Origin of the sequence: Amycolatopsis keratiniphila, assembly GCF_000400635.2 — a bacterium.
GTDB classification, from domain to species: domain Bacteria; phylum Actinomycetota; class Actinomycetes; order Mycobacteriales; family Pseudonocardiaceae; genus Amycolatopsis; species Amycolatopsis keratiniphila.
This window is the reverse complement of record NC_021252.1, coordinates 8,145,844-8,165,129: the sequence shown is the minus strand read 5'-3', so window position 1 is coordinate 8,165,129 and position 19,286 is coordinate 8,145,844. Positions and strand designations below refer to the sequence as shown.

Below are 19,286 nucleotides of genomic sequence, written 5' to 3'. Positions count from 1 at the left end.
TCATTTTCCACGCGCGATCTCAGACGGTCAGGACGAGCTTCCCGGTGACCCTGCCGCCTTCGCCGACTTCGTGCGCCTTCGCGACGTCTTCGAGAGGGAAGGTCTGGTCGACGTGGACCCGCAATTCGCCCTTCTCGATCAGCCCGGTCAGCGCCAGCAGGCCGAGCTGGTCGGGTTCGGCGAGCATCCCCGACGTCCGCACGCCGAGCTGCTCCGCCTTCGCCACGACGGCCTCGCTCGGGCCGCCGGGGACCGCGATCAGCAGGCCGCCGGGTTTCACCGCGTCCAGCCAGCGCAGGTCACTCTGCTCGCCGACCAGCCCGAACACGAGGTCCACCTCGGACGTGGTCGCGGTCTCGTCGCGGTAGTCGATCGGCTCGTCGACACCGAGTTCGCGGAGGAAGCCGTGCTTCCCGGCGCTCGCCGTGCCCAGGACGTACGCCCCGCGCGCCTTCGCCACCTGGACGGCGAGGTGGCCGACACCGCCCGCGGCCGCGTCGATCAGCACGCGCTGCCCCGGCCGGACATCGGCGAGGTCCACCAGGCCCTGCCACGCGGTGAGCCCGGCGAGCGGTAGCCCGGCGGCCTGTTCGTGGGTGAGGCTCGCGGGTTTGCGCACGAACTGGCGGGCGGGCGCGGTCACGTATTCGCCGTAACCGCCCGCCTGCCTGGGAAACCACGGGAAGCCGAGTACCTCGTCGCCGACCGCGAAACGCGTCGTGCCGACGCCGAGCTCTTCCACGACCCCGGAGACGTCCCAGCCGAGGACGAACGGCGGCTCGCCCATGAAGACGCCGTGCGCCCGGGTCTTCCAATCGACCGGGTTGATCCCGGCGGCGCGCACCCGCACGAGCACCTCCGTCGGACCGGGGGCGGGCCGGTCGGTCTCCGTCACCTCCAGCACTTCCGGGCCACCAAACCGCTGCTGGGTCACGACGCGCATCGAAAGCTCCTCCGTTGTTGGTGCTTTCCATGCTCGGGCGCTTGGTCTCTTTTCGCCAGAAGGCACTTGAAGGTAAACTAGGTACCTGATGGAAACCACCTGTGAAGTGCCGGAATCCCCGTGGGACATCTACCTGCGGAACTGCCCGTGCCGAGACGTCCTCGATCTGCTCGCCAACAAGTGGACCGCGCTCGTGCTCGGCGCGCTGTCGCGGCGGCCGCACCGGTTCGGTGAACTGCGCCGCGCCGTCGGCGGGATCAGCCAGAAGATGCTGACGCAGAACCTGCGTGCCTTCGAGCGCGACGGCCTGGTCACGCGCACGGTCTTCCCGACCACGCCGCCGACCGTCGAGTACGCGCTGACCGAACGCGGGGCCAGTGCGGGCAAGCTGCTCATGGCGGTCAGCGAATGGTCGGTCGCCAACTTCGACGGGATCCTCGAGTCGCGGAAGGAGTACGACTCGCGGGTGATGGAGCCCGTCGGCTGAAGTCCTCCGCGGCGGCACGCGGACTTCATCGGGAAGACAGTTCGGCGCACTAACTTGACGAACAATTGGTTCGAACAAGTTACCCGGAGGCTTACGTGCGCAGAACGCTTTCCCTCCTTTCGGCCTTGGTGGCCGTCGCCGGGCTGACGTCCGGTGTCGCCGTCGCCGCGGCCAAAACGCCCAAGGTGCTGGTCATCGGCCTGGACGGCGCCCGGTTCGACAAGCTGATAGCCGCCGACACCCCGAACGTCCACGCGCTGGCGAACCGCGGGTTCGTGTCGCGCAGTTCGTTGTACGGCAGCGGGATGGCGCCGACGGTCAGCGGCCCCGGCTGGTCCACGATCCTCACCGGCGTCTGGCCGGACAAGCACAAGGTGAAGGACAACTCCTTCACCGGCAACGATCTCGCCTCGCACCCGAGCTGGCTCGCGCGCGCCGAAACCGCGAACCCGGCGCTCGACACCTACGCCGCGGTCGACTGGACGCCGATCGGCGACCGGATCCTGCGCACCGGCCAGGACCGTAAATTCGTCCTGAACGGCGACAGCGCGGGCTACGAGAAGACCGACGAGCAGGTGGCCGTCGACGCGGAGAAGCATCTGAAGCAGGACAAGGCCGACGCGTCGTTCGTCTACTTCGGACAGACCGACATCGCCGGTCACGAGCACGGCGCGGACTCTTCGCAGTACGAAGCCAGCCTGCGCACCGACGACGCGCTGATCGGACGCCTGCTCGCCGCCGTCGACGCCCGCGCGGACCGCGCGAACGAAGACTGGCTGATCATGATCTCCGCCGACCACGGCCACACGGCCTCCGGCGGACACGGCGGCGACAGCCCCGAGGAGCGGATGACCTTCGTGATCGCCGCGGGCGGTGCGGTCCCGGCCGGAACCCCTGCCGTGGCACCGAAGATCGTCGACATCGCGCCGACGGTGCTGCGGCATCTTGGCATCGCGGCTCCGGCGGTTTATGACGGCTACCCGCTCGGCGCCGTGCCCTCGGATGTCTTCGACTCGGCCGTTTTGAAGTCCCGGCAGGACGAAACCGGTGTCCCGGCCGGAGTGCTCGGCTGGACGCACGACGCGCCGGGCGGCTGGACGGTGCGCAACGCGTCCGGCATGCCCGCCGGTGTGACGGAATGGCAGGGCTGGGCCTTCACGACCGACGACTTCTGGACCCGCACCGCCCCCGGGCAGCAGCGTGAGGCGAACGCGCGGGCACGGGGCGTCTTCGCGGTCGCGGACCCGGACGAGTGGGACGACAAGGGTTCGCCCTCGTCGCGCGGCACCTTCGACTCCTCCCTGGTGTCGCCTTCACTCGACGTCTCCGGGAAGTCCACTGTGGACGTCGCGTTCGTTTCGCACTACCGGCAGGAGGGGACGCAGCGGGGCGCGCTGACGGCGTCGTTCGACGGTGGTCCTGAGCAGAACGTGCTGGCTTACGGGCCGGAGTCCGGGACGGCGAACAAGGCTGGCGACGTGCTTTCGGTGCCGACGTCGGCTTCGGTACGGGTGCCCGCCGGGGCTCGTTCGGTGAAGCTGACCTGGCGGCTCTACGCGGCGGGGAACGACTGGTACTGGGCGGTGGACGCTCCCCGCTTCAGCACCCGGTAACGGATGTCATGAAAGGGTCGTTCAGGACATCTTTCGTCCTGAACGACCCTTTCATGACATCCCCGCACTCCTACTTCAGCCGCCAGAAGGGTGAAACGGGACCGACCCCGGCCCCCAGCGGATACGACTCCGCCACACATCGCTCGATGAACCGCTTGCCCTCGGCGACGGCGGTCGGCACATCGGCCCCCTTCGCCAGCGAGGACGTGATCGCCGAAGCCATCGTGTCCCCACCGCCGTGCGTGTTCCGGGTGTCGAAGCGCGGGCCGCTCAGCTCGACCCAGGATTCGCCGTCGGACAACACGTCCACGCAGTCCTGGGCCGCGTCGAGGTGCCCGCCCTTCACCAGCACCCACTCGGAACCGAACTCCAGCAACGCTTCCGCCGCTTCCCGCTGGGTCTCGGGCCCGGTGACCTCCACGCCGGTCAGCAGCCGCACCTCGTCCAGGTTCGGGGTGATCAGCGTGGCGCGCGGGAAGAGCTCGGTGCGGATCGCCTCCAAAGCCTCCTCGCGCAACAACGCGTGCCCGGTCATCGAAGCTGCGACCGGGTCGACGACGAACGGTGTACCCGAGCGTCCGATGTGGACTTCATCGAGCGTTTTGGCGACGGCGTTGATGATCTCAGCCGTCGCCAGCATCCCGGTCTTCGCCGCGTCGACGCCCATGTCCGTGGCGACGGCCTTGATCTGGCCGGTGACGACGTCGACCGGGATCTCGCTGAACCCCTGCACGCCCAGCGAGTTCTGCACGGTGACCGCGGTCAGCGCGACCATCCCGTGCACCCCGTTGGCGAAGAAGGTGCGCAGATCGGCCTGGATGCCCGCACCACCACCGGAATCCGATCCGGCGATGGTGAGGGCCGTCCTGGGTGTGGCTGTCACGGATTGACCACCGGCAGGTACACCTTGTTGCCCTGCTCGGCGAACTCCGTCGACTTCTCCGACATACCGGCCTCGATGGCCTCCACAGTGGACAGTCCGTGTTCCTCGGCGTACTTGCGGACGTCCTGCGTGATGCGCATCGAGCAGAACTTCGGCCCGCACATCGAGCAGAAGTGCGCCGTCTTCGCCGGTTCCGCGGGCAGCGTCTCGTCGTGGTACGAACGCGCGGTGTCCGGGTCCAGCGACAGGTTGAACTGGTCGTTCCAGCGGAATTCGAAGCGGGCCTTGGACAGCTCGTCGTCCCACTCCTGCGCGTACTGGTGCCCCTTGGCGAGGTCGGCGGCGTGCGCGGCGATCTTGTAGGTGATGACGCCGGTCTTCACGTCGTCGCGGTTCGGCAGGCCGAGGTGCTCCTTCGGCGTGACGTAGCAGAGCATCGCCGTGCCGTACCAGCCGATCTGCGCCGCGCCGATGGCCGAGGTGATGTGGTCGTACGCCGGCGCGATGTCGGTCGCGAGCGGGCCGAGGGTGTAGAACGGCGCCTCGCCGGTCAGCTTCTCTTCGAGCTCGACGTTCTCCTTGATCTTGTGCATCGGCACGTGGCCGGGGCCCTCGATCATCACCTGGACGTCGTGCTCGCGGGCGATGTGCGTGAGCTCGCCCAGCGTCTCCAACTCGGCGAACTGCGCGCGGTCGTTCGCGTCGGCGATCGAGCCCGGCCGCAGGCCGTCACCGAGGGAGAAGGTGACGTCGTACTCGCGCAGGATCTCGCAGAGCTCGGCGAAATTGGTGTACAGGAACGATTCCTTGTGGTGCGCGAGGCACCACGCCGCCATGATCGAGCCGCCGCGCGAGACGATGCCGGTGACCCGGCGCGCGGTCAGCGGGATGTAGCGCAACAGCACCCCGGCGTGCACGGTGACGTAGTCGACACCCTGCTCGCACTGCTCGATGATGGTGTCGCGGTACACCTCCCACGACAGCTTTTCGGGCTCTCCGTTGACCTTTTCCAGCGCCTGGTAGATCGGCACGGTGCCGACGGGTACGGGCGAGTTGCGGATGATCCATTCGCGCGTCTCGTGGATCCGCTTGCCGGTGGAGAGGTCCATGATCGTGTCGGCGCCCCAGCGGGTGGCCCACACCATCTTGTCGACCTCTTCCTCCACGGAGGACCAGACGGCCGAGTTGCCCATGTTGGCGTTGATCTTCACCAGGAAGTTCTTGCCGATGATCATCGGCTCGGTCTCCGGGTGCTTGCGGTTGGCGGGGATCACCGCGCGGCCGCGCGCGACCTCGTCCCGCACGAATTCCGGCGAGCAGCGCTCGCGTGCCGCGATGTACTCCATCTCGCGGGTGATGACGCCCTGTTTGGCCCAGCCGAGCTGGGTGTTGTGCTCACGACCGTCGGCCCAGCCGGCGCGCAGCCGATGAAGTCCACTGTGGACATCGATCTGCGCGTCGTCGTCGGTGTACGGGCCGGAGGTGTCGTAAACGTCGAAATGCTCGCCGTTCGAAAGGTCGATCCGCCGCGCGGGGACCCGGAGGCCGGATTCCGTCTGGTGGTAGACCTTCCGGGAACCGGTGATCGGACCGGTGGTCACGGTCGGCTTGATGCCCTGGGCATTCTCAAGCGTCGTCAACGACGTTCACTCCCTACGCCGGCATTACCCGGTCAGGTTCATGCGGTCGGCGGCGCCGGGTCCTCTAGAAAGACACCAGCCGCCCTCTCAGCCCGCCATGGCGCGAGCTCCCGCGGTTGTTTGGTTGTGCCCCGACCATGCCACGCCGGGGCCGGATCAATCAACCCGCCCTCGGTGGCGACTTGTCGACAGCGTTGGTGGTTCACCGGTTCGGGTCCTGTGCGCGCTGGGGATTCACGACAGAATCCCGGAGGTTCTGCACCGTTACAGAAGTCTGGGGTGGATATGCGAAAACTCGTGCTCCCGGCACTGACAGGCGTGCTGATCGCGGGGCTGGTCCCCGCGGTCGCCGAAGCCCAGGGTGGTGAGGCGCCAGGCGCGCCCGGCGCCCATCCGAGCTGGCTGCCTGCCGACAAGACCGGCTTCGGCACCGCCCGCGAGCAGGTCAGCAACGTCTGGTTCACCCTGCAGGGCGGCCGGATGTCCGAGGTCTACTACCCGGATCTGTCGACACCGGCCGTTCGCGCGCTCGACCTCGTCGTCACCGACGGGACGAGCTTCGCGACCGTCGATTCCTCGGCCAAGGCCCAGCAGGTGCGCCGCACCGGCGGCCTCACCTACGAACAGACCATCACCGACGACCACCGCCGGTGGAAGCTCCGCAAGACCTACGTCACCGACCCGGCACGCGCGAGTGTGCTGATCGACGTCGACTTCGTCTCGCTGACCGGCCGCCCGTACCAGGTGTACGCGGTCGCGGATCCCGATCTCACCAACGAAGGCTCCGACGACTCCGCGCGCGCCGACGGTGCGAGCGCGGTCTCATCGGATGCGAAGACGGCTGCCGCGCTGGCGGCGGAACCGGCGTTCTCGCGGACTTCCGTGGGGTATTCGGGCTCCTCCGACGGCATCACGCAGCTGACGAAATCGTTCAGCCTCAAGGATTACGCGACCGCGGCCAAGGGCAACGTACTGATCACCGGGCAGACCTCCGCCGACGGCGTCCGCTCGCGGGACTTCACGCTTTCGCTGGGTATGGGCGCCAAGGACACCGACGCGCTCGCCAACGCGAAAGCCTCTCTACGGCGCGGATTCGCCGACGCCGCCCGCGCGTACGACCGGGGCTGGAAGCAGTATCTCCGTCAGCTGAAGGACGCGCCGTCGTCGCTGAAGACCAAGCAGGAGCGGGACCTCTACCAGGCGTCCGTGCTCATGCTCGCGGCGAGCGAGGACAAGATCCACCGTGGCGCGCTCATCGCTTCGCCGAGCATGCCGTGGCGGTTCGGGAACAACGACCCGGAATGGTCGCCGTCGGGCACCTATCACCTGGTCTGGCCGCGTGACCTCTACCAGATCGCGACCGGGCTGCTCGCCGCCGGCGACCGCGACGCCGCGAACCGGTCGGTCGACTACATGTTCGGCACGCAGCAGCTGCCGGACGGGCATCTGCCGCAGAACAGCCACGTCGACGGCACGCCGTACTGGACGTCCATCCAGCTCGACGAGACCGCGCTGCCGATCGTGCTCGCGCAGCAGCTCGGCCGCACCGACGCGAAGACCTGGCGGGGTGTGCGCAAGGCGGCGGAATTCCTGTTGTCCTACAAGGCGGACAACGGGCACGCGTCGCCCTACAGCCAGCAGGAACGCTGGGAGGAGCAGGACGGCTACTCGCCCTCGACGATCGCCGCGGTGATCGCCGGGCTGGTCTGCGCGGCCGACCTCGCCAAGGCGAACGGCGCAGCGGGTGACGCGAAGCGCTATCTCGACACCGCCGACGCCTTCAAGGCGAAGCTCGCCCAGTGGACGGTGACCACGAACGGCCCGCTGTCGAAGGACCCGTACTTCGTCCGGCTGACCAAGGACGGCAACGCGAACAACGGCACGAAGTACAACCTCGGCAACTCCAGCGTGACCATGGACCAGCGTGCGGTGACCGACGCCGGATTCCTCGAACTGGTGAGGCTGGGCATCTACCGCGCCGACGATCCGGTGATCAGGAACAGCATCAAGGTCACCGATGCCGACATCGCGTTCACCACGCCGACGGGGCAGTTCTGGCACCGTTACACGAAGGACGGATACGGCGAGAAGGCCGACGGCTCGCCGTGGGACTACACGTTCCCGGCCGAAAGCCGGACCACCTTCGGGCGACTGTGGCCGCTGCTCGCGGGTGAACGCGGCGAGTACGACCTCGCCAATGGTGACCGGGGTACGGCCGCGAAGCGGCTTCGCGACCTCGGGCGCGTCAGTAGTTCGGGGGACACGATGCCGGAGCAGGTCTGGGACGAGAACGCGCCTTCGGGGCAGCCGGGCTTCCCGGCGGGCACGCCGACCGCGTCCGCGACGCCGCTGGCCTGGACGCACGCCCAGTACCTCCGGCTCGCGTGGTCGGTGGAGGCCGGGAAGGTGATCGAGCAGCCTCGGGTCGTGCGGTGCCACTTCCTGGGGTGCTGACCCTCGCGTAAATGTCATGAAAGGGTCGTTCAGGACATCTTTCGTCCTGAACGACCCTTTCATGACATGCGCTGAGGGATCAGTCGCCGGAGGGCTGAGCCTCGGGCAACCACGAGTTGCCCGGAACGCCCCATTTGTTCGACTTGAGCATTTTCTTCGCTGCCCGGGCGTGCCGCCCGACCAGCCGGTCGAGGTAGATGAAGCCGTCCAGGTGGTCGGTCTCGTGCTGCAGGCAGCGCGCGAGGTAGCCGGTGCCTTCGACCTCGATCGGATTGCCCTCGACGTCGAAGCCGGTGACCTTCGCCCACGAAGCGCGCCCGGTCGGGTACGACTCGCCGGGCGCCGACAGGCAGCCCTCCCAGTCGTCGTCCGGATCGGGCATCGTCTCCGGGATCTCCGACGTCTCGAGCTTCGGGTTCACCACGACGCCCTTGTGGCGCGTGCCCTCGTCGTCGGGGCAGTCGTAGACGAACACGCGCAGGTCGAGGCCGATCTGGTTGGCCGCGAGGCCCACCCCTTCGGCGGCGTACATGGTCTCGAACATGTCGTCGACGAGGGTGCGCAGCTTGTCGTCGAACTCGGTGATCTCCCGAGTCGGGTTGTGCAGCACGGGCTCGCCGGCGATCACGATGGGATGGACGGTCACGCGCGCAGTTTAGTCGGACCCTTCTGGTACACCCTTACCCATGACGCGCCGACGCCGTTACCGAGGCCGGGCGCCGCATCCGTGGTCTAATGGCGCCGCGGAATGACAAGCCTGTGGTTTCACGCCCGCCGAGCACTGACCTGATTGCGAGGAGTCGGATGGACGCCGCGGAGTCGATGGCTGAGCCCGACCAGCCGTCCCCGTCGGAGACCGTGAACGGCCTCAGCGAGCGCGAGCTCGACATGCTCGCGTTCGAACGTCAGTGGTGGAAGTACGCCGGCGCGAAGGAACAGGCCATCCGCGAACGCTTCTCGATGTCGTCGACGCGCTACTACCAATTGCTGAACCGGCTGCTCGAGAAGACCGAAGCCATGCAGGCCGACCCGATGCTGGTGAAGCGCCTGCGAAAGACGCGAGCGGCCCGGCAGCGCAATCGCGCGGCCCGGCGACTGGGGATCGATCTCTCATGAGTCTGTTTTCGGGCCTGTCCCGGCCGATGAAGGCCGCCGGACTGGCCTTGGTCGGTGTCGCCGTGATCGCCGCCGTGATCGGCGGGATCACCCTGACCAGTGGCGGCGGTGATTCCGACACCGCGACGCCGCCCGGCCCCGCGCCCACGTCTTCGGACGGCGCGACGCAGCCTTCGTCCCCGGCGCCCGGTTCGCCTTCGGCCAGCACACCGCCCGCGTCGTCGGCGCCGCCGTCGAGCGCGCCCGCGAGCTCGGCCCCTCCGGCGAGCCAGCCGGGGCAGCCCGGTCAGACCGGTCAGCCGGGCCAGCCCGGTGGCGATCAGCAGGCGTCGCACAAGTGGGTGACGGTGCGCGTCTACAACAACAGCACGATCCAGGGCCTCGCCGAGCAGGCCGCGAAGGATTTCCGCGCCTCGGGCTGGAACGTCTCCGAGGTCAAGGGCTACCCGGGCAGGCTCCCCGAGACGGTGGCCTACTTCCGCCCGGGCACCGACGAGGAGGCGGCCGCGAAGGCGCTGGCGCTGGAGTTCGGGTTCCGCGCCGAGCCCCGGTTCAAGGAGATCGAGAACATCGGCCCCGGTGTGATCGTCATCCTCACCAAGGACTACAAGACCAACGACAAGGACGGCTCCTAGTCCATCCGTGAAAGGGCCCGCTTCCTCGCGAGGAAGCGGGCCCTTTTCGTATTCTCAGACCTGGGTCCGCGCGTACGCCTCCAGCGCCGCGAGCTGGGCCGGGTCGAGCGACGGCCGGACCGTCTCGGCCGCCTTCGCCAGATGCGCGGCGGTGACCTCCTTGGCCTCCAGCGACTCCCGCATCGCGGTCAGCGCGGCCTCGCGGATCAGCGCCGCGCAGTCCGCCGCCGAGTAACCGTCCAAAGTGGCCGCGTACGCCGCGAGGTCCACATCGGACGCGAGCGGCGTGTTCTTGGCGCTGGCGGCGAGGATCGCCTCGCGGGCGTGCGCGTCCGGCGGCGGGACGTAGACGCGGCGCTCCAGCCGTCCCGGCCGCAGCAACGCCGGGTCGACGAGTTCCGGCCGGTTCGTCGCGCCGAGGACGACGACCTCGCGCATCGGCTCGACACCGTCCAATTCGGTCAGCAGGGCAGCGACCACGCGGTCCGACACGCCCGAGTCCGACGACTGGCCGCGGCGCGGGGCGAGCGCGTCGATCTCGTCGAGGAAGATCAGCGACGGCGCGGCCTCGGCGGCACGGCGGAACAGTTCCCGCACCGCGCGCTCGGACTCGCCGACCCATTTGTCCATCAGCTCGGCGCCCTTGACCGCGAAGACGTTCAGCGCGCCGGTGCCGGCGAGAGCGCGGACCAGGAACGTCTTGCCGCCGCCGGGCGGCCCGTACAGGAGCACGCCGCGCGGCGGATCGACGCCGAGGCGGGCGAACGAGTCCGGGTAGCGCAGCGGCCACAGCACCGCTTCGGTGAGCGACTGCTTGACGTCGGTCATGTTGCCGACGTCGTCCAGCGTCAGCCCGCCGGTGGCCAGATTGTCCGAAGTGGACATCGAGATGGGGCGGACGGTGGTGAGCGCGTCGAGCAGGTCCTGCTGGGAGATCCGCGGCTCGTCGACGTCACGCTGGCGCAGCGCGGCGCGAAGGGCGGCGTCACGGCGGAGCGCGATGAGATCCGCCGCCACGAAGCCGGGGGTGCGCTCGGCGATCGGGCCGACGTCGACGCCGGGCTCCAGCGGGGCGTCGCGCAGGAGCACACGCAGCAGCTCCGTGCGGGTCTTCGCGTCCGGGAGCGGCAGGCCCAGCTCGCGGTCGAGCAGGTCGGCGGCGCGCAGCCGCGGATCGGTGGACTCGGCGCGCCCGGTGGTGGCGACCACGGCGAAACCCTTGGTACGCAAGGCTTTGCGCAGGTCGTCGAGGACAACCGTCGCGAGCGGTGGCGGCTGGGACGCGGGCAGCAACGCGTCGATGTCGGTGATCAGCAGGACGGCCGGGTCTTCGTCGCGGGTGGCCTGCTCGATCGCTTCACGCAACCGCGCGGCGGCGACGTTCGGTTCGAGGACGGCGATGTTCGGCGCGGCGAGCGACACCACCCGCACCTTCTCGGCCTGTGCCACGGCGCGGACGAGCGTCGCCTTCCCGACGCCTTCCGGCCCGGACAGCAGGACCCCGAGATGCGCCGACGTCCCGAGCTTCGCCAGCAGCTCCGGACGATGGAAGGCCAGGTCGAACCATTCGGCGAGTTTGCGCGCGGCCGCCTCGGAACCGGCGAGATCCGAAAGCGGCGGCACGGATTCCTCGGCGACCTCGTCGACCCGCTCGTCTTCGACGATCTCCGCGTCGATGAAATCCTCGTGGGGAGTGGCAGGTGTGCTGCGCACCAGCGTCGTCCCGGCACGGGCGGGGGCGGCGGCGGGCTCGGCCTCGCCGGTGCGGGCGCCGTCGCGCCAGCTGACCACAGTGGACGGTCCGACGGCGACCGGCCCCGATGGTTCGGTGGCGGTGACGGTGAGCAGCTCGTTCGTCCACGTCATGCCGATGGCGCGGGAAAGCTGGCCGCGGACCGCGGAGACGTCGGAGCCCGGCGCGGGCGCGAGATCCTGGGGGAGCAGGGAAACGGCGTCGCCGACGGTCAGCACCTTGCCGATCAGGGCGAGCCGCAGGGTGTGCGGGGAGAGCGACACGCTCGCGATGCGTGAGCCCGCCACGGTGACCGTCTTGGCAGCCGACACCTCCGCAGGCGCGACGACCACTTCCGAACCTTCGGTCACGCCGAGGTTCGACATCGTGACGTCGTCGAGGAGGATCACGCCCGGGATCCCCTCGCCGTCCGACGGGGCGGCCAGCGCGGAGCTGACCCGCGCGCCGGTGACGCGGACGGCGTCCCAGGCCATCAGGCCGAGCGCGTCGAGGACTTCGGGGTGCAGCCGGACGACGCCGCGGCGGGAGTCCAGTGCGGACGGGGTGTGCCGGACGGTCAGCGTGATCTGGGGTGCGCTCACCCCGCCACCCTATCTACGCGGACCGTGCCCAGCGGTCGAAGGACAGGATCTCCCCGGCGGGTCGCCGGGCGGCCGGGGAGAAGTCGCGCTGGGTCGTGTGGGCGACGGCGAGCAGGCTGATCTGCGCGACGTCTTCGGGGATTCCGAGCAGCTTCGCGACTTCGGCCTCGCGCGCGGGCAGGTGGTACGCGCACATCGAGCTGCCGAGCCCCTTCGACCGCAGCGCGAGCTGGAAGCTCCAGATCGCCGGGTACACCGAGCCGTAGTACCCGTTCTGGATCACGGGATCCGACGGCGGGCGGCCGATCATGCACGGGATCGCGAGGGCCGGGACGCGGCCGAGGTTGTCGACGAGGTGGCGGGCCGACCGCATGACGGCCTCGCTCGCCAGGTGCCCGTACTTCGCCATGGTCGGGATCGCCTCGGCGCGGACGATCTTCGCGATCTCCGCGCGCAGATCAGGGTCGCGGACGATCACCCAGCGCTGGGCATCGAGCAGCATCCCCGCGGCAGGCGCCTGCTGCGCGACGCGAACGCAGTCTTCGAGCAGTCCTTCGTCGACCGGCCGGTCCAGGTCGAGTTTGCGGCGGACCGAGCGGGTGGTGGTGAGCAGCGTTTCGGTGTCCATGGCATCCCTCCAGGTGACTTACGTCGTAAGCATACGATGTAAGTACTTACGGCGTAAGGGGGTGCCGGTAAACTGGGACACATGGCGCTGAGCAGGGAGAAGGTGCTCGACGCCGCGTTGCGGCTGGCGGGCGAGCACGGACTGGCCGGGCTGTCGATGCGGAAGCTGGCCGCCGACGTCGGCGTGGAGGCGATGTCGCTCTACAACCACGTCGCGAACAAGGGCGATCTGCTCGACGGGCTGACCGCGCGGGTCTTCGAGAGCGTGCCGCTGCCCGGACCCGGACCGTGGGACGAGCGGCTGCGCGCGCTGACCCACGGTCTGTACACGGCTTTTTCGCGGCATCCGGTGGTGGTTCGGGCGCTCGCGACCGACGCGGCGAACCCGCGCTCGGCGGGCGCGCTGAAGTTCATCGACGCGATGTTCTCCGCGCTGCTGGACGCCGGACTCGACGAACGCGGTGCCGCGCGGGGCTACCGATCGCTGATCGGGCTGGTGTTCGGGGCCGTGCTCACCGAGACGGTGGGGCTTTCCGGTGTCCCGGACCCGTCGGATCTGGAGCGGGCCGAGCCGGTGGTGGCGTGGTTCCAGCGGTCCGTGACCGCGGACGGGCTGCCCTCACTGCACCGGGCGCTGCCGTCGCTGCTGGACGGCGACTGCCTGCAGGACTTCGAGGCCCAGCTGGACCTGGTGATCGGCGGTTTGCGCGCTTCGGTGGGCTGAGCTTCGGCTCGGCCGGTCTGGGGCCGGATGTCAGGAAAGGGTCGTTCAAGACATCTTTCGTCCTGAACGACCCTTTCCTGACACTTCAGCTCCAGCGATCCCCAAGTTGTCCACAGCCCCACCCGCTTGTGGACAACTCCCGCCCCCGGCCCCCGTTTCCCCCGGTTCCGTCGGGCACCCCCGGTACGCTGGGCGCGGGGCCGTCCCCCAGGGACGGGCGGGGGGCTGGGAGTGGGCGGTCAGCCGGGTGGATCAGCGTTTCCGCAGGCCGATGCGGCGCCATGAGCGGCGTCGCGCGCCCCGGTCCTTGTCGGTCGAGATGGTGCGCGGAGCCCGCGCGACGTGCTGTTCGCCCCGCTGCAGCCGCACGCGCTGAGCGGCGCCGGCCACCACGCGCCGCAGCGGCGGCCGCAGGCCGAGACGGCGGCGGCTCGAAGAACGCCGGATCGCGCGCCGTTCCCGCGGCGGCGCCATCCACGCCTCCGGATGGTTCGCCAGCCAGCGGTGCCGGTACACCGAGTACGGGATGTGCGCCAGGTACAGAATCAGCGCGATCGCCAGCGCCACCAGCGGGAACTGGATGATCGCGGCGGCCAGCAGGCCCACCCCGACCAGCAGCGGCGCGATCGCCTTGGGCGGCGCCTTCACCGTCTTCAGCGAAAGCGTCGGGATCCGGCTGATCAGCAGCGCGGCGACGGCGATCGTCCACACCCACACCACGTACTGGTGCGACCACCAGCCCTGCCCGAACTGCAGCTCCAGGATCAGCGGCAGCATCGCCAGCAGACCACCGGCGGGCGCGGGCACACCGACGAAGAACTCGCCCGCGTACGGCGGCTGCTCGGTGTCCTCGATCAGCGTGTTGAACCGCGCCAGCCGCAGGATCATGCAGACCGCGAAGATCAGCGACGCCACCCAGCCGATCCGCTCGCCCTCCGCGTGCCACACGTACAGCACCAGCGCGGGCGCGACACCGAACGAGATGCCGTCGGACAGCGAGTCGAGCTCCTGCCCCATCTTCGACGTCGCGTCCAGCAGCCGCGCGATCCGGCCGTCGAGACTGTCGAGCACCGCGGCGATCCCGATCGACGCGATCGCCATCGGATAGTTGCCGATCAGCGCGAACTGCACCGACGACAGACCGGCGCACAGGGCGAGCACCGTGATGGCGTTCGGCAGCAGCCGCACGCCGGGAGTGGTCACGCGGACCATGGATCAGCCTTCCGGGTGCGGCGCCGTGGGCAGCTCGGCGATCGGCGTCTCGCCGCCGATCGTGCGCTGGCCCTTCGAGACGAGGACCTTGCTGCCCGGCGGCAGGTACAGGTCGACTCGCGAGCCGAAGCGGATGATGCCGTACGTCGCGCCGACGCCGACCTTGTCACCCTCGCGGATCTCACAGAGGATGCGCCGGGCCACCAGCCCCGCGATCTGCACCACGACGAGCTCGTGGCCGTCGTCGGTGCGCATGAGCACGGAGTTGCGCTCGTTGTCGTCGCTCGCCTTGTCCAGGTCGGCCGACAGGAACTTCCCGGGCCGGTACGCGACCCGCTCGATCACACCCGAGGCCGGGACCCGCTGGACGTGCACGTCGAACACCGACAGGAACACGCTCACCCGCATCCGCGGTTCGGCGGGCAGCCCCAGCTCGGGCGGCGGCACGGCCTCTTCGATCAGCGAGACCAGACCGTCCGCCGACGCGACCGCGAGGCCGGACTGGGCGGGCGGGACCCGCTTGGGCTCACGGAAGAACGCGGCCGTGGCGGCCGTCGCGAGCGCGCCGACGACGCCCAGGCGCTTGGAGAACCTCCGCAGCACCAGCGTCGCGGCGAGACCGCCGAACACGAACGGCCTGCCGGCCGGGTGCATCGGCGGAACGGTCTCGCGGGCCAGCTTCACGGCGTGCGCGAGGGGATTACCAGTGGCTTCCGGCCGGTTGCCGCTCATTGGTCGGGTTCACCGCAGTTCGTGTCGGGGGGTCGGGACAGGAAGAGCCACCACGCTACCGCCCTGTCCGGAGCCGGGCCGTGGCCTCCCCCGGAAGGGTTTCCCCGCGCCGGGTGGGCGGGGCCACATCCCGGTAACGCAAGGTCGAGATACGCGATAACTCTAGGTAATTGACGCCGATCGCAGACCTTGAAGGACTCTCGAATGCCCGCCAGCCCGGACCCCGCAGGCGAGCGACTCGCCGAGTTGTTCCGCGCCTGGAAGAGGGACATTTCGGCGGCGCCGATGCCTCCGCTCGTCGACCCCGTCCGCGCCGCCTCGATCATCGCCGAGGCACGCGCGTCCGGATGCATATGCCCCCCGACGGCACATGCACCCGGACGCGGCCACTGGAACCGAGCGAACATCCCACTCTAGTTCGCCGCGCGCCGGTGATCACCGGTCGCGAGAAAACCGTTACCAACGGTTACTCCGTTGATCACCGGCGATACGAGTCGCTCCGCCCCGAGCCGCGCACCAGTCGCAGCAGGGCGAGCAGCGCGATCGAACCGAGGATGGCGACGCCGAAACTGGGGAAGTCGAACTCGAAGGTCCGTTCGGTGCCGGTGGCGAGGCGGTAGATGAAACCGCCCAGCGCCGCGCCCAGCACACCGATCAGGATGCTGAACAGGCAGCCGCCGCGCCGGTCCGGGCCGCCCACCACGACGTTGGCCAGCCAGCCGGCGATGGCGCCGAACACGATCCACGAGAAGAAACCCATGCCGTCGAGGTTACCGACCCGGATGGAGTAGCGCACAAGGAGACTTGTACAAGCACTCTTGTGCAACTACTGTTGTGCGTCATGGCCGACAGTGCTGATCGCGAAGTCCACGAAGTCCACGATTCGAAGGTGCTCGCCGCGATGTCGCATCCGCTGCGACGCCGCCTGCTCGACGTCCTCCGCCTCGACGGCCCGTCCACGGCTTCCGTGCTCGCCGAACGGACCGGGCAGGCGGTCGGGAACGTCAGCCATCACCTGAAGGTGCTGGCCGCCAGCGATCTGGTCGAGGAGGCACCGGAGCTCGCCCGCGACCGCCGCGAGCGCTGGTGGCGCCGCGTGGGCTACGCGGTTTCCTGGTCGCCTTCGGACTTCCCCGACGACCCGGTCGCGGCCGCCGCCGAATCCCTCGCCCTCGAACGCCAGGTTTCCATGGCGCGCCAATGGTTCGCCGAACGCGAGACCTATCCGGAGGAATGGCATCGCGCCGCCTTCGCCACCGACAGCTGGGCGAAGATGTCGGTCGCCGAGCTGGCCGAGCTCGAACAGAAGGTCCACGAGCTGATCAAGTCCTACAGCGGCCGCGAGATCCCGGACGACGGCCAGGAACGCCGCCCCGTCTTCATCGCCACCCGCGCCGTCCCGGCCCGCCCGTGACCACCCGCGAACGCGGCGGACTGCTGCGATCGAGAGATTTCCGGCTGCTGTGGACCGGCGAGACGACCAGCGTGCTCGGCAGTTCCATCGCCGTCGTCGCGCTGCCGCTCGTCGCGGTGGTCACCCTGCAGGCGAGCACGTTCGCGGTCGGGCTGCTGACCGCGGCCGCCTGGCTGCCGTGGCTGCTGATCGGCCTGCCGGCCGGCGCCTGGGTGGACAGACGGCCGAAACGCCCGGTAATGCTGGTGTGCAACGGCATTTCCATGCTGGTGTTCCTGAGCGTCCCGGTCGCGGCGTGGACCGGCCTGCTCACGATGACCCAGCTGATCGTCGTCGCCTTGGCGGGCGGCGTCGCGAAGGTGTTCTTCAACGTCGCGTATCGCGCGTACTTGCCCTCGCTGATCGAGAAGGACCAACTGCAGGAGGCCAACGAAAAGCTCCAGGGCAGCGAATCCGCCGCGCAGATCGGCGGACCCGGGCTCGCCGGGCTCTTGGCGCACTGGTTCGGCGCCGTCGCCGGGGTGTTCGCCGACGCCGTCAGCTTCGGGATCTCCGTGCTGTGCCTGCGATCCATCCGGCACCGTGAGCCCGAGCGCCCGGCGAAGACGCGTTCGCGGCTGCGTGACGAGATCCGCGACGGCCTCGTTTTCCTCGTCCGCGACCCGTATTTGCGCGTGCTGGCGGTCTTCGGCGCGATCTCGAACGTCGCGCTCATGGGCTACCAGTCGATCGAGGTCGTGTTCCTCGTCCGCGATCTCGGCGTCGGCGAGGGCACCGCCGGGCTCGTGCTCGCGCTCGTCGGCGCGGGCGGCGTCGCCGGTGCCGCGCTGTCGGGCAAGATCGCCGCCCGGATCGGCACCGCGCGGGCCTTCGTGCTCTGCGAGGCCTTCGGAGCGCTCATGATGCTGCTCGGCCCGCTGGCGAACGGCGGCTGGGGGCTCGCCTTCTTCGTCGCCGCGGGGTTCTCGGTCAGCGCGGGCGTCGTCGGCTCGAACGTCCTCAATGCCACCTTCAGGCAGCGCTATGTCCCGGCGGCGATGTTCGGCCGGGTCACCGCGAGTTCGTCCGTGCTCAGCTTCGGCGCCGTCGCGCTCGGCGGCCTGCTCGGCGGGATCCTCGGCGAGACGGCGGGCGTACGGCAGACGCTGGGGCTGATGGCGGGGCTCGAGGTGGTCGCCGTCTTCGTCCTGCTGTTCACCCCGGTCGGCCGGTGCCGCGACTTCCCGACGGATCGCGTTTAGCCCGCTAAACGCAGGTCAGAGCAGAAGGACGTCCACCTCGTCGCCCTGCTCGACCGAGTCCACGTCCTCCGGTAGCACGATCAGGCAGTTCGCCTGCGTGAACGACGCCAGCAGATGCGAGCCCGGCCCGCCGCGCGGACCGACGACCCCGGTGACCTCGCCTTCGGCATGCGTGTAGAAGCCCCGCCGGAACTGGCGCCGTCCGGCGGGGGAGGTCATCGCCTCGGTCAGCCGGGCCCGCACCCGCTGCCGGTCGACCCCCGTGTGCCCCATCGCCGCGAGCAACGCCGGCCGCAGGAACGCTTCGAAGGACACGAGCACGCTCACCGGATTGCCCGGCAGCGTCACCACCGGCACACCGTTCCAGCGTCCGCAGCCCTGCGGCCCGCCCGGCTGCATCGCGACCTTCCGGAACTCCACGCCCTGCCCGGTCAGCGCGTCCTTCACCACTTCGTACGCCCCCGCGCTCACCCCGCCCGACGTCACCAGCAGATCGGCCTCCGCCAGCCGCGGCTCGATCACCGCGCGGAACTCGTCCACGTCGTCGACCACGCTGCGCACGACCTCGGCCTCGCCGCCGAGCGCACGGATCGCCGACGCCAGCATGATGCTGTTCGACTCGTAGATCTGCCCGTGCCGCAAGGGTTCCGGCGCGTCGACGAGTTCGGTGCCGGTGGAGACCACGAGCACCTTCAGCGGCCGGTACACGGGAACCTCGGCGAGTCCGACGGCCGCCGCGAGGCCCAATTGCGCCGGGCCCAGCACCGTCCCCGCCGAAAGCGCCACGGTGCCCTCGACGACGTCTTCGCCCCGGCGCCGGATGTGCGCGCCCAGGACAGCCGTCCTGAGAATCCGGACGTCCGTCACGCCGCCGTCCGTGTGCTCCACCATCACCACCGCGTCGGCACCGGGCGGCAGCGGGGCACCGGTCATGATCCGGTGCGCGGTGCCCGGCTCCAGCTTCGTGCCGTCGACCCGGCCCGCGGGGATGTCCTCGGCGACCGGCAACGTCACGGGTACCTCCGCGACGTCTTCGGCGCGGACGGCGTAACCGTCCATCGCGGAGTTGTCGAACGGCGGCAGCGAAACCCCCGCGCGCACGTCCTCGGCGAGCACGAGCCCGGCGGCGGAGGCGAGCGGAAGGCGGATGACGGGGGCGTTCCCGAGCAGGCCGGTGACGGTCTCACGGTGGGCGTCGACGGAGATCACCGGACCATCCTCCCGCCTCGGG

At 69.6% G+C, this 19,286-nt stretch carries 18 protein-coding genes; 8 read left to right on the top strand and 10 right to left on the bottom strand.

Going from position 1 to position 19,286, the window contains the following annotated elements:
* Positions 1-19 precede the first annotated feature (19 nt).
* Positions 20-943 (bottom strand): NADP-dependent oxidoreductase, encoded by a 924-nt coding sequence (locus AORI_RS77805; protein ID WP_016337624.1) that lies wholly within the window; start codon positions 941-943, stop codon positions 20-22.
* A gap of 88 nt (positions 944-1,031) precedes the next feature.
* Here AORI_RS77805 and AORI_RS77800 point away from each other — a divergent pair, with 88 nt between their 5' ends.
* Together AORI_RS77800 and AORI_RS77795 are read left to right on the top strand one after the other, a co-directional pair.
* A complete protein-coding gene (locus AORI_RS77800; RefSeq protein WP_016337623.1) occupies positions 1,032-1,430 on the top strand; it encodes a winged helix-turn-helix transcriptional regulator in 399 nt (132 codons plus the stop codon).
* Between the two features lie 95 nt (positions 1,431-1,525).
* On the top strand, positions 1,526-3,043 hold the full coding sequence (locus AORI_RS77795; protein WP_016337622.1) for an alkaline phosphatase family protein: 1,518 nt from the start codon (positions 1,526-1,528) through the stop codon (positions 3,041-3,043).
* A gap of 70 nt (positions 3,044-3,113) precedes the next feature.
* Here AORI_RS77795 and thiD read toward each other — a convergent pair whose 3' ends face one another.
* A complete protein-coding gene (gene thiD / locus AORI_RS77790; RefSeq protein WP_016337621.1) occupies positions 3,114-3,926 on the bottom strand; it encodes a bifunctional hydroxymethylpyrimidine kinase/phosphomethylpyrimidine kinase in 813 nt (270 codons plus the stop codon).
* The gene (gene thiC, locus AORI_RS77785; RefSeq protein WP_016337620.1) at positions 3,923-5,566 is read right to left on the bottom strand and encodes a phosphomethylpyrimidine synthase ThiC; all 1,644 of its coding nucleotides are present in this window, start codon (positions 5,564-5,566) and stop codon (positions 3,923-3,925) included. The genes thiD and thiC overlap by 4 nt, the downstream gene beginning before the upstream one ends.
* A gap of 285 nt (positions 5,567-5,851) precedes the next feature.
* Here thiC and AORI_RS77780 point away from each other — a divergent pair, with 285 nt between their 5' ends.
* Positions 5,852-8,020 carry a glycoside hydrolase family 15 protein gene (locus tag AORI_RS77780; protein ID WP_016337619.1) on the top strand — a complete coding sequence of 723 codons (2,169 nt, stop codon included), beginning with the start codon at positions 5,852-5,854 and terminating at the stop codon, positions 8,018-8,020.
* A gap of 79 nt (positions 8,021-8,099) precedes the next feature.
* Here AORI_RS77780 and AORI_RS77775 read toward each other — a convergent pair whose 3' ends face one another.
* Complete coding sequence (locus tag AORI_RS77775) at positions 8,100-8,666, bottom strand: peptide deformylase (protein ID WP_016337618.1); 567 nt, start codon at positions 8,664-8,666, stop codon at positions 8,100-8,102.
* 158 nt (positions 8,667-8,824) lie between these two features.
* On the opposite strand from AORI_RS77775, the gene AORI_RS77770 reads away from it, so the two are divergent.
* Both AORI_RS77770 and AORI_RS77765 read left to right on the top strand, forming a co-directional pair.
* A complete protein-coding gene (locus tag AORI_RS77770) occupies positions 8,825-9,136 on the top strand; it encodes a DUF3263 domain-containing protein (RefSeq protein WP_005160574.1) in 312 nt (103 codons plus the stop codon).
* A complete protein-coding gene (locus AORI_RS77765) occupies positions 9,133-9,771 on the top strand; it encodes a LytR C-terminal domain-containing protein (protein WP_016337617.1) in 639 nt (212 codons plus the stop codon). Before AORI_RS77770 ends, AORI_RS77765 begins: the two co-directional genes overlap by 4 nt.
* 54 nt (positions 9,772-9,825) lie before the next feature.
* Here the strand turns inward: AORI_RS77765 and AORI_RS77760 are convergent, their stop codons facing one another.
* Positions 9,826-12,105: an AAA family ATPase gene (locus AORI_RS77760; RefSeq protein ID WP_016337616.1), complete on the bottom strand. Its 2,280-nt coding sequence runs from the start codon at positions 12,103-12,105 to the stop codon at positions 9,826-9,828.
* A 13-nt stretch (positions 12,106-12,118) separates the two neighbouring features.
* On the bottom strand, positions 12,119-12,733 hold the full coding sequence (locus AORI_RS77755) for a nitroreductase family protein (protein WP_016337615.1): 615 nt from the start codon (positions 12,731-12,733) through the stop codon (positions 12,119-12,121).
* 81 nt (positions 12,734-12,814) lie between these two features.
* On the opposite strand from AORI_RS77755, the gene AORI_RS77750 reads away from it, so the two are divergent.
* A complete protein-coding gene (locus tag AORI_RS77750) occupies positions 12,815-13,456 on the top strand; it encodes a TetR/AcrR family transcriptional regulator (protein ID WP_016337614.1) in 642 nt (213 codons plus the stop codon).
* Between the two features lie 252 nt (positions 13,457-13,708).
* Here the strand turns inward: AORI_RS77750 and pssA are convergent, their stop codons facing one another.
* From pssA to AORI_RS77735, 3 genes are all read right to left on the bottom strand, one after another.
* A complete protein-coding gene (gene pssA, locus AORI_RS77745) occupies positions 13,709-14,668 on the bottom strand; it encodes a CDP-diacylglycerol--serine O-phosphatidyltransferase (RefSeq protein WP_016337613.1) in 960 nt (319 codons plus the stop codon).
* A gap of 3 nt (positions 14,669-14,671) precedes the next feature.
* A complete protein-coding gene (locus tag AORI_RS77740; RefSeq protein WP_016337612.1) occupies positions 14,672-15,400 on the bottom strand; it encodes a phosphatidylserine decarboxylase in 729 nt (242 codons plus the stop codon).
* 478 nt (positions 15,401-15,878) lie between these two features.
* Positions 15,879-16,160 carry a GlsB/YeaQ/YmgE family stress response membrane protein gene (locus AORI_RS77735; RefSeq protein WP_043849207.1) on the bottom strand — a complete coding sequence of 94 codons (282 nt, stop codon included), beginning with the start codon at positions 16,158-16,160 and terminating at the stop codon, positions 15,879-15,881.
* An 81-nt stretch (positions 16,161-16,241) separates the two neighbouring features.
* Here AORI_RS77735 and AORI_RS77730 point away from each other — a divergent pair, with 81 nt between their 5' ends.
* On the top strand, positions 16,242-16,814 hold the full coding sequence (locus AORI_RS77730) for a winged helix-turn-helix domain-containing protein (protein ID WP_016337609.1): 573 nt from the start codon (positions 16,242-16,244) through the stop codon (positions 16,812-16,814).
* Positions 16,811-18,055, top strand: coding sequence for an MFS transporter (locus tag AORI_RS77725; RefSeq protein ID WP_016337608.1), 1,245 nt, complete (start codon positions 16,811-16,813; stop codon positions 18,053-18,055). The genes AORI_RS77730 and AORI_RS77725 overlap by 4 nt, the downstream gene beginning before the upstream one ends.
* 15 nt (positions 18,056-18,070) lie before the next feature.
* Here the strand turns inward: AORI_RS77725 and moeA are convergent, their stop codons facing one another.
* On the bottom strand, positions 18,071-19,264 hold the full coding sequence (gene moeA, locus AORI_RS77720) for a molybdopterin molybdotransferase MoeA (protein ID WP_016337607.1): 1,194 nt from the start codon (positions 19,262-19,264) through the stop codon (positions 18,071-18,073).
* Between the last annotated feature and the right edge of the window lie 22 nt (positions 19,265-19,286).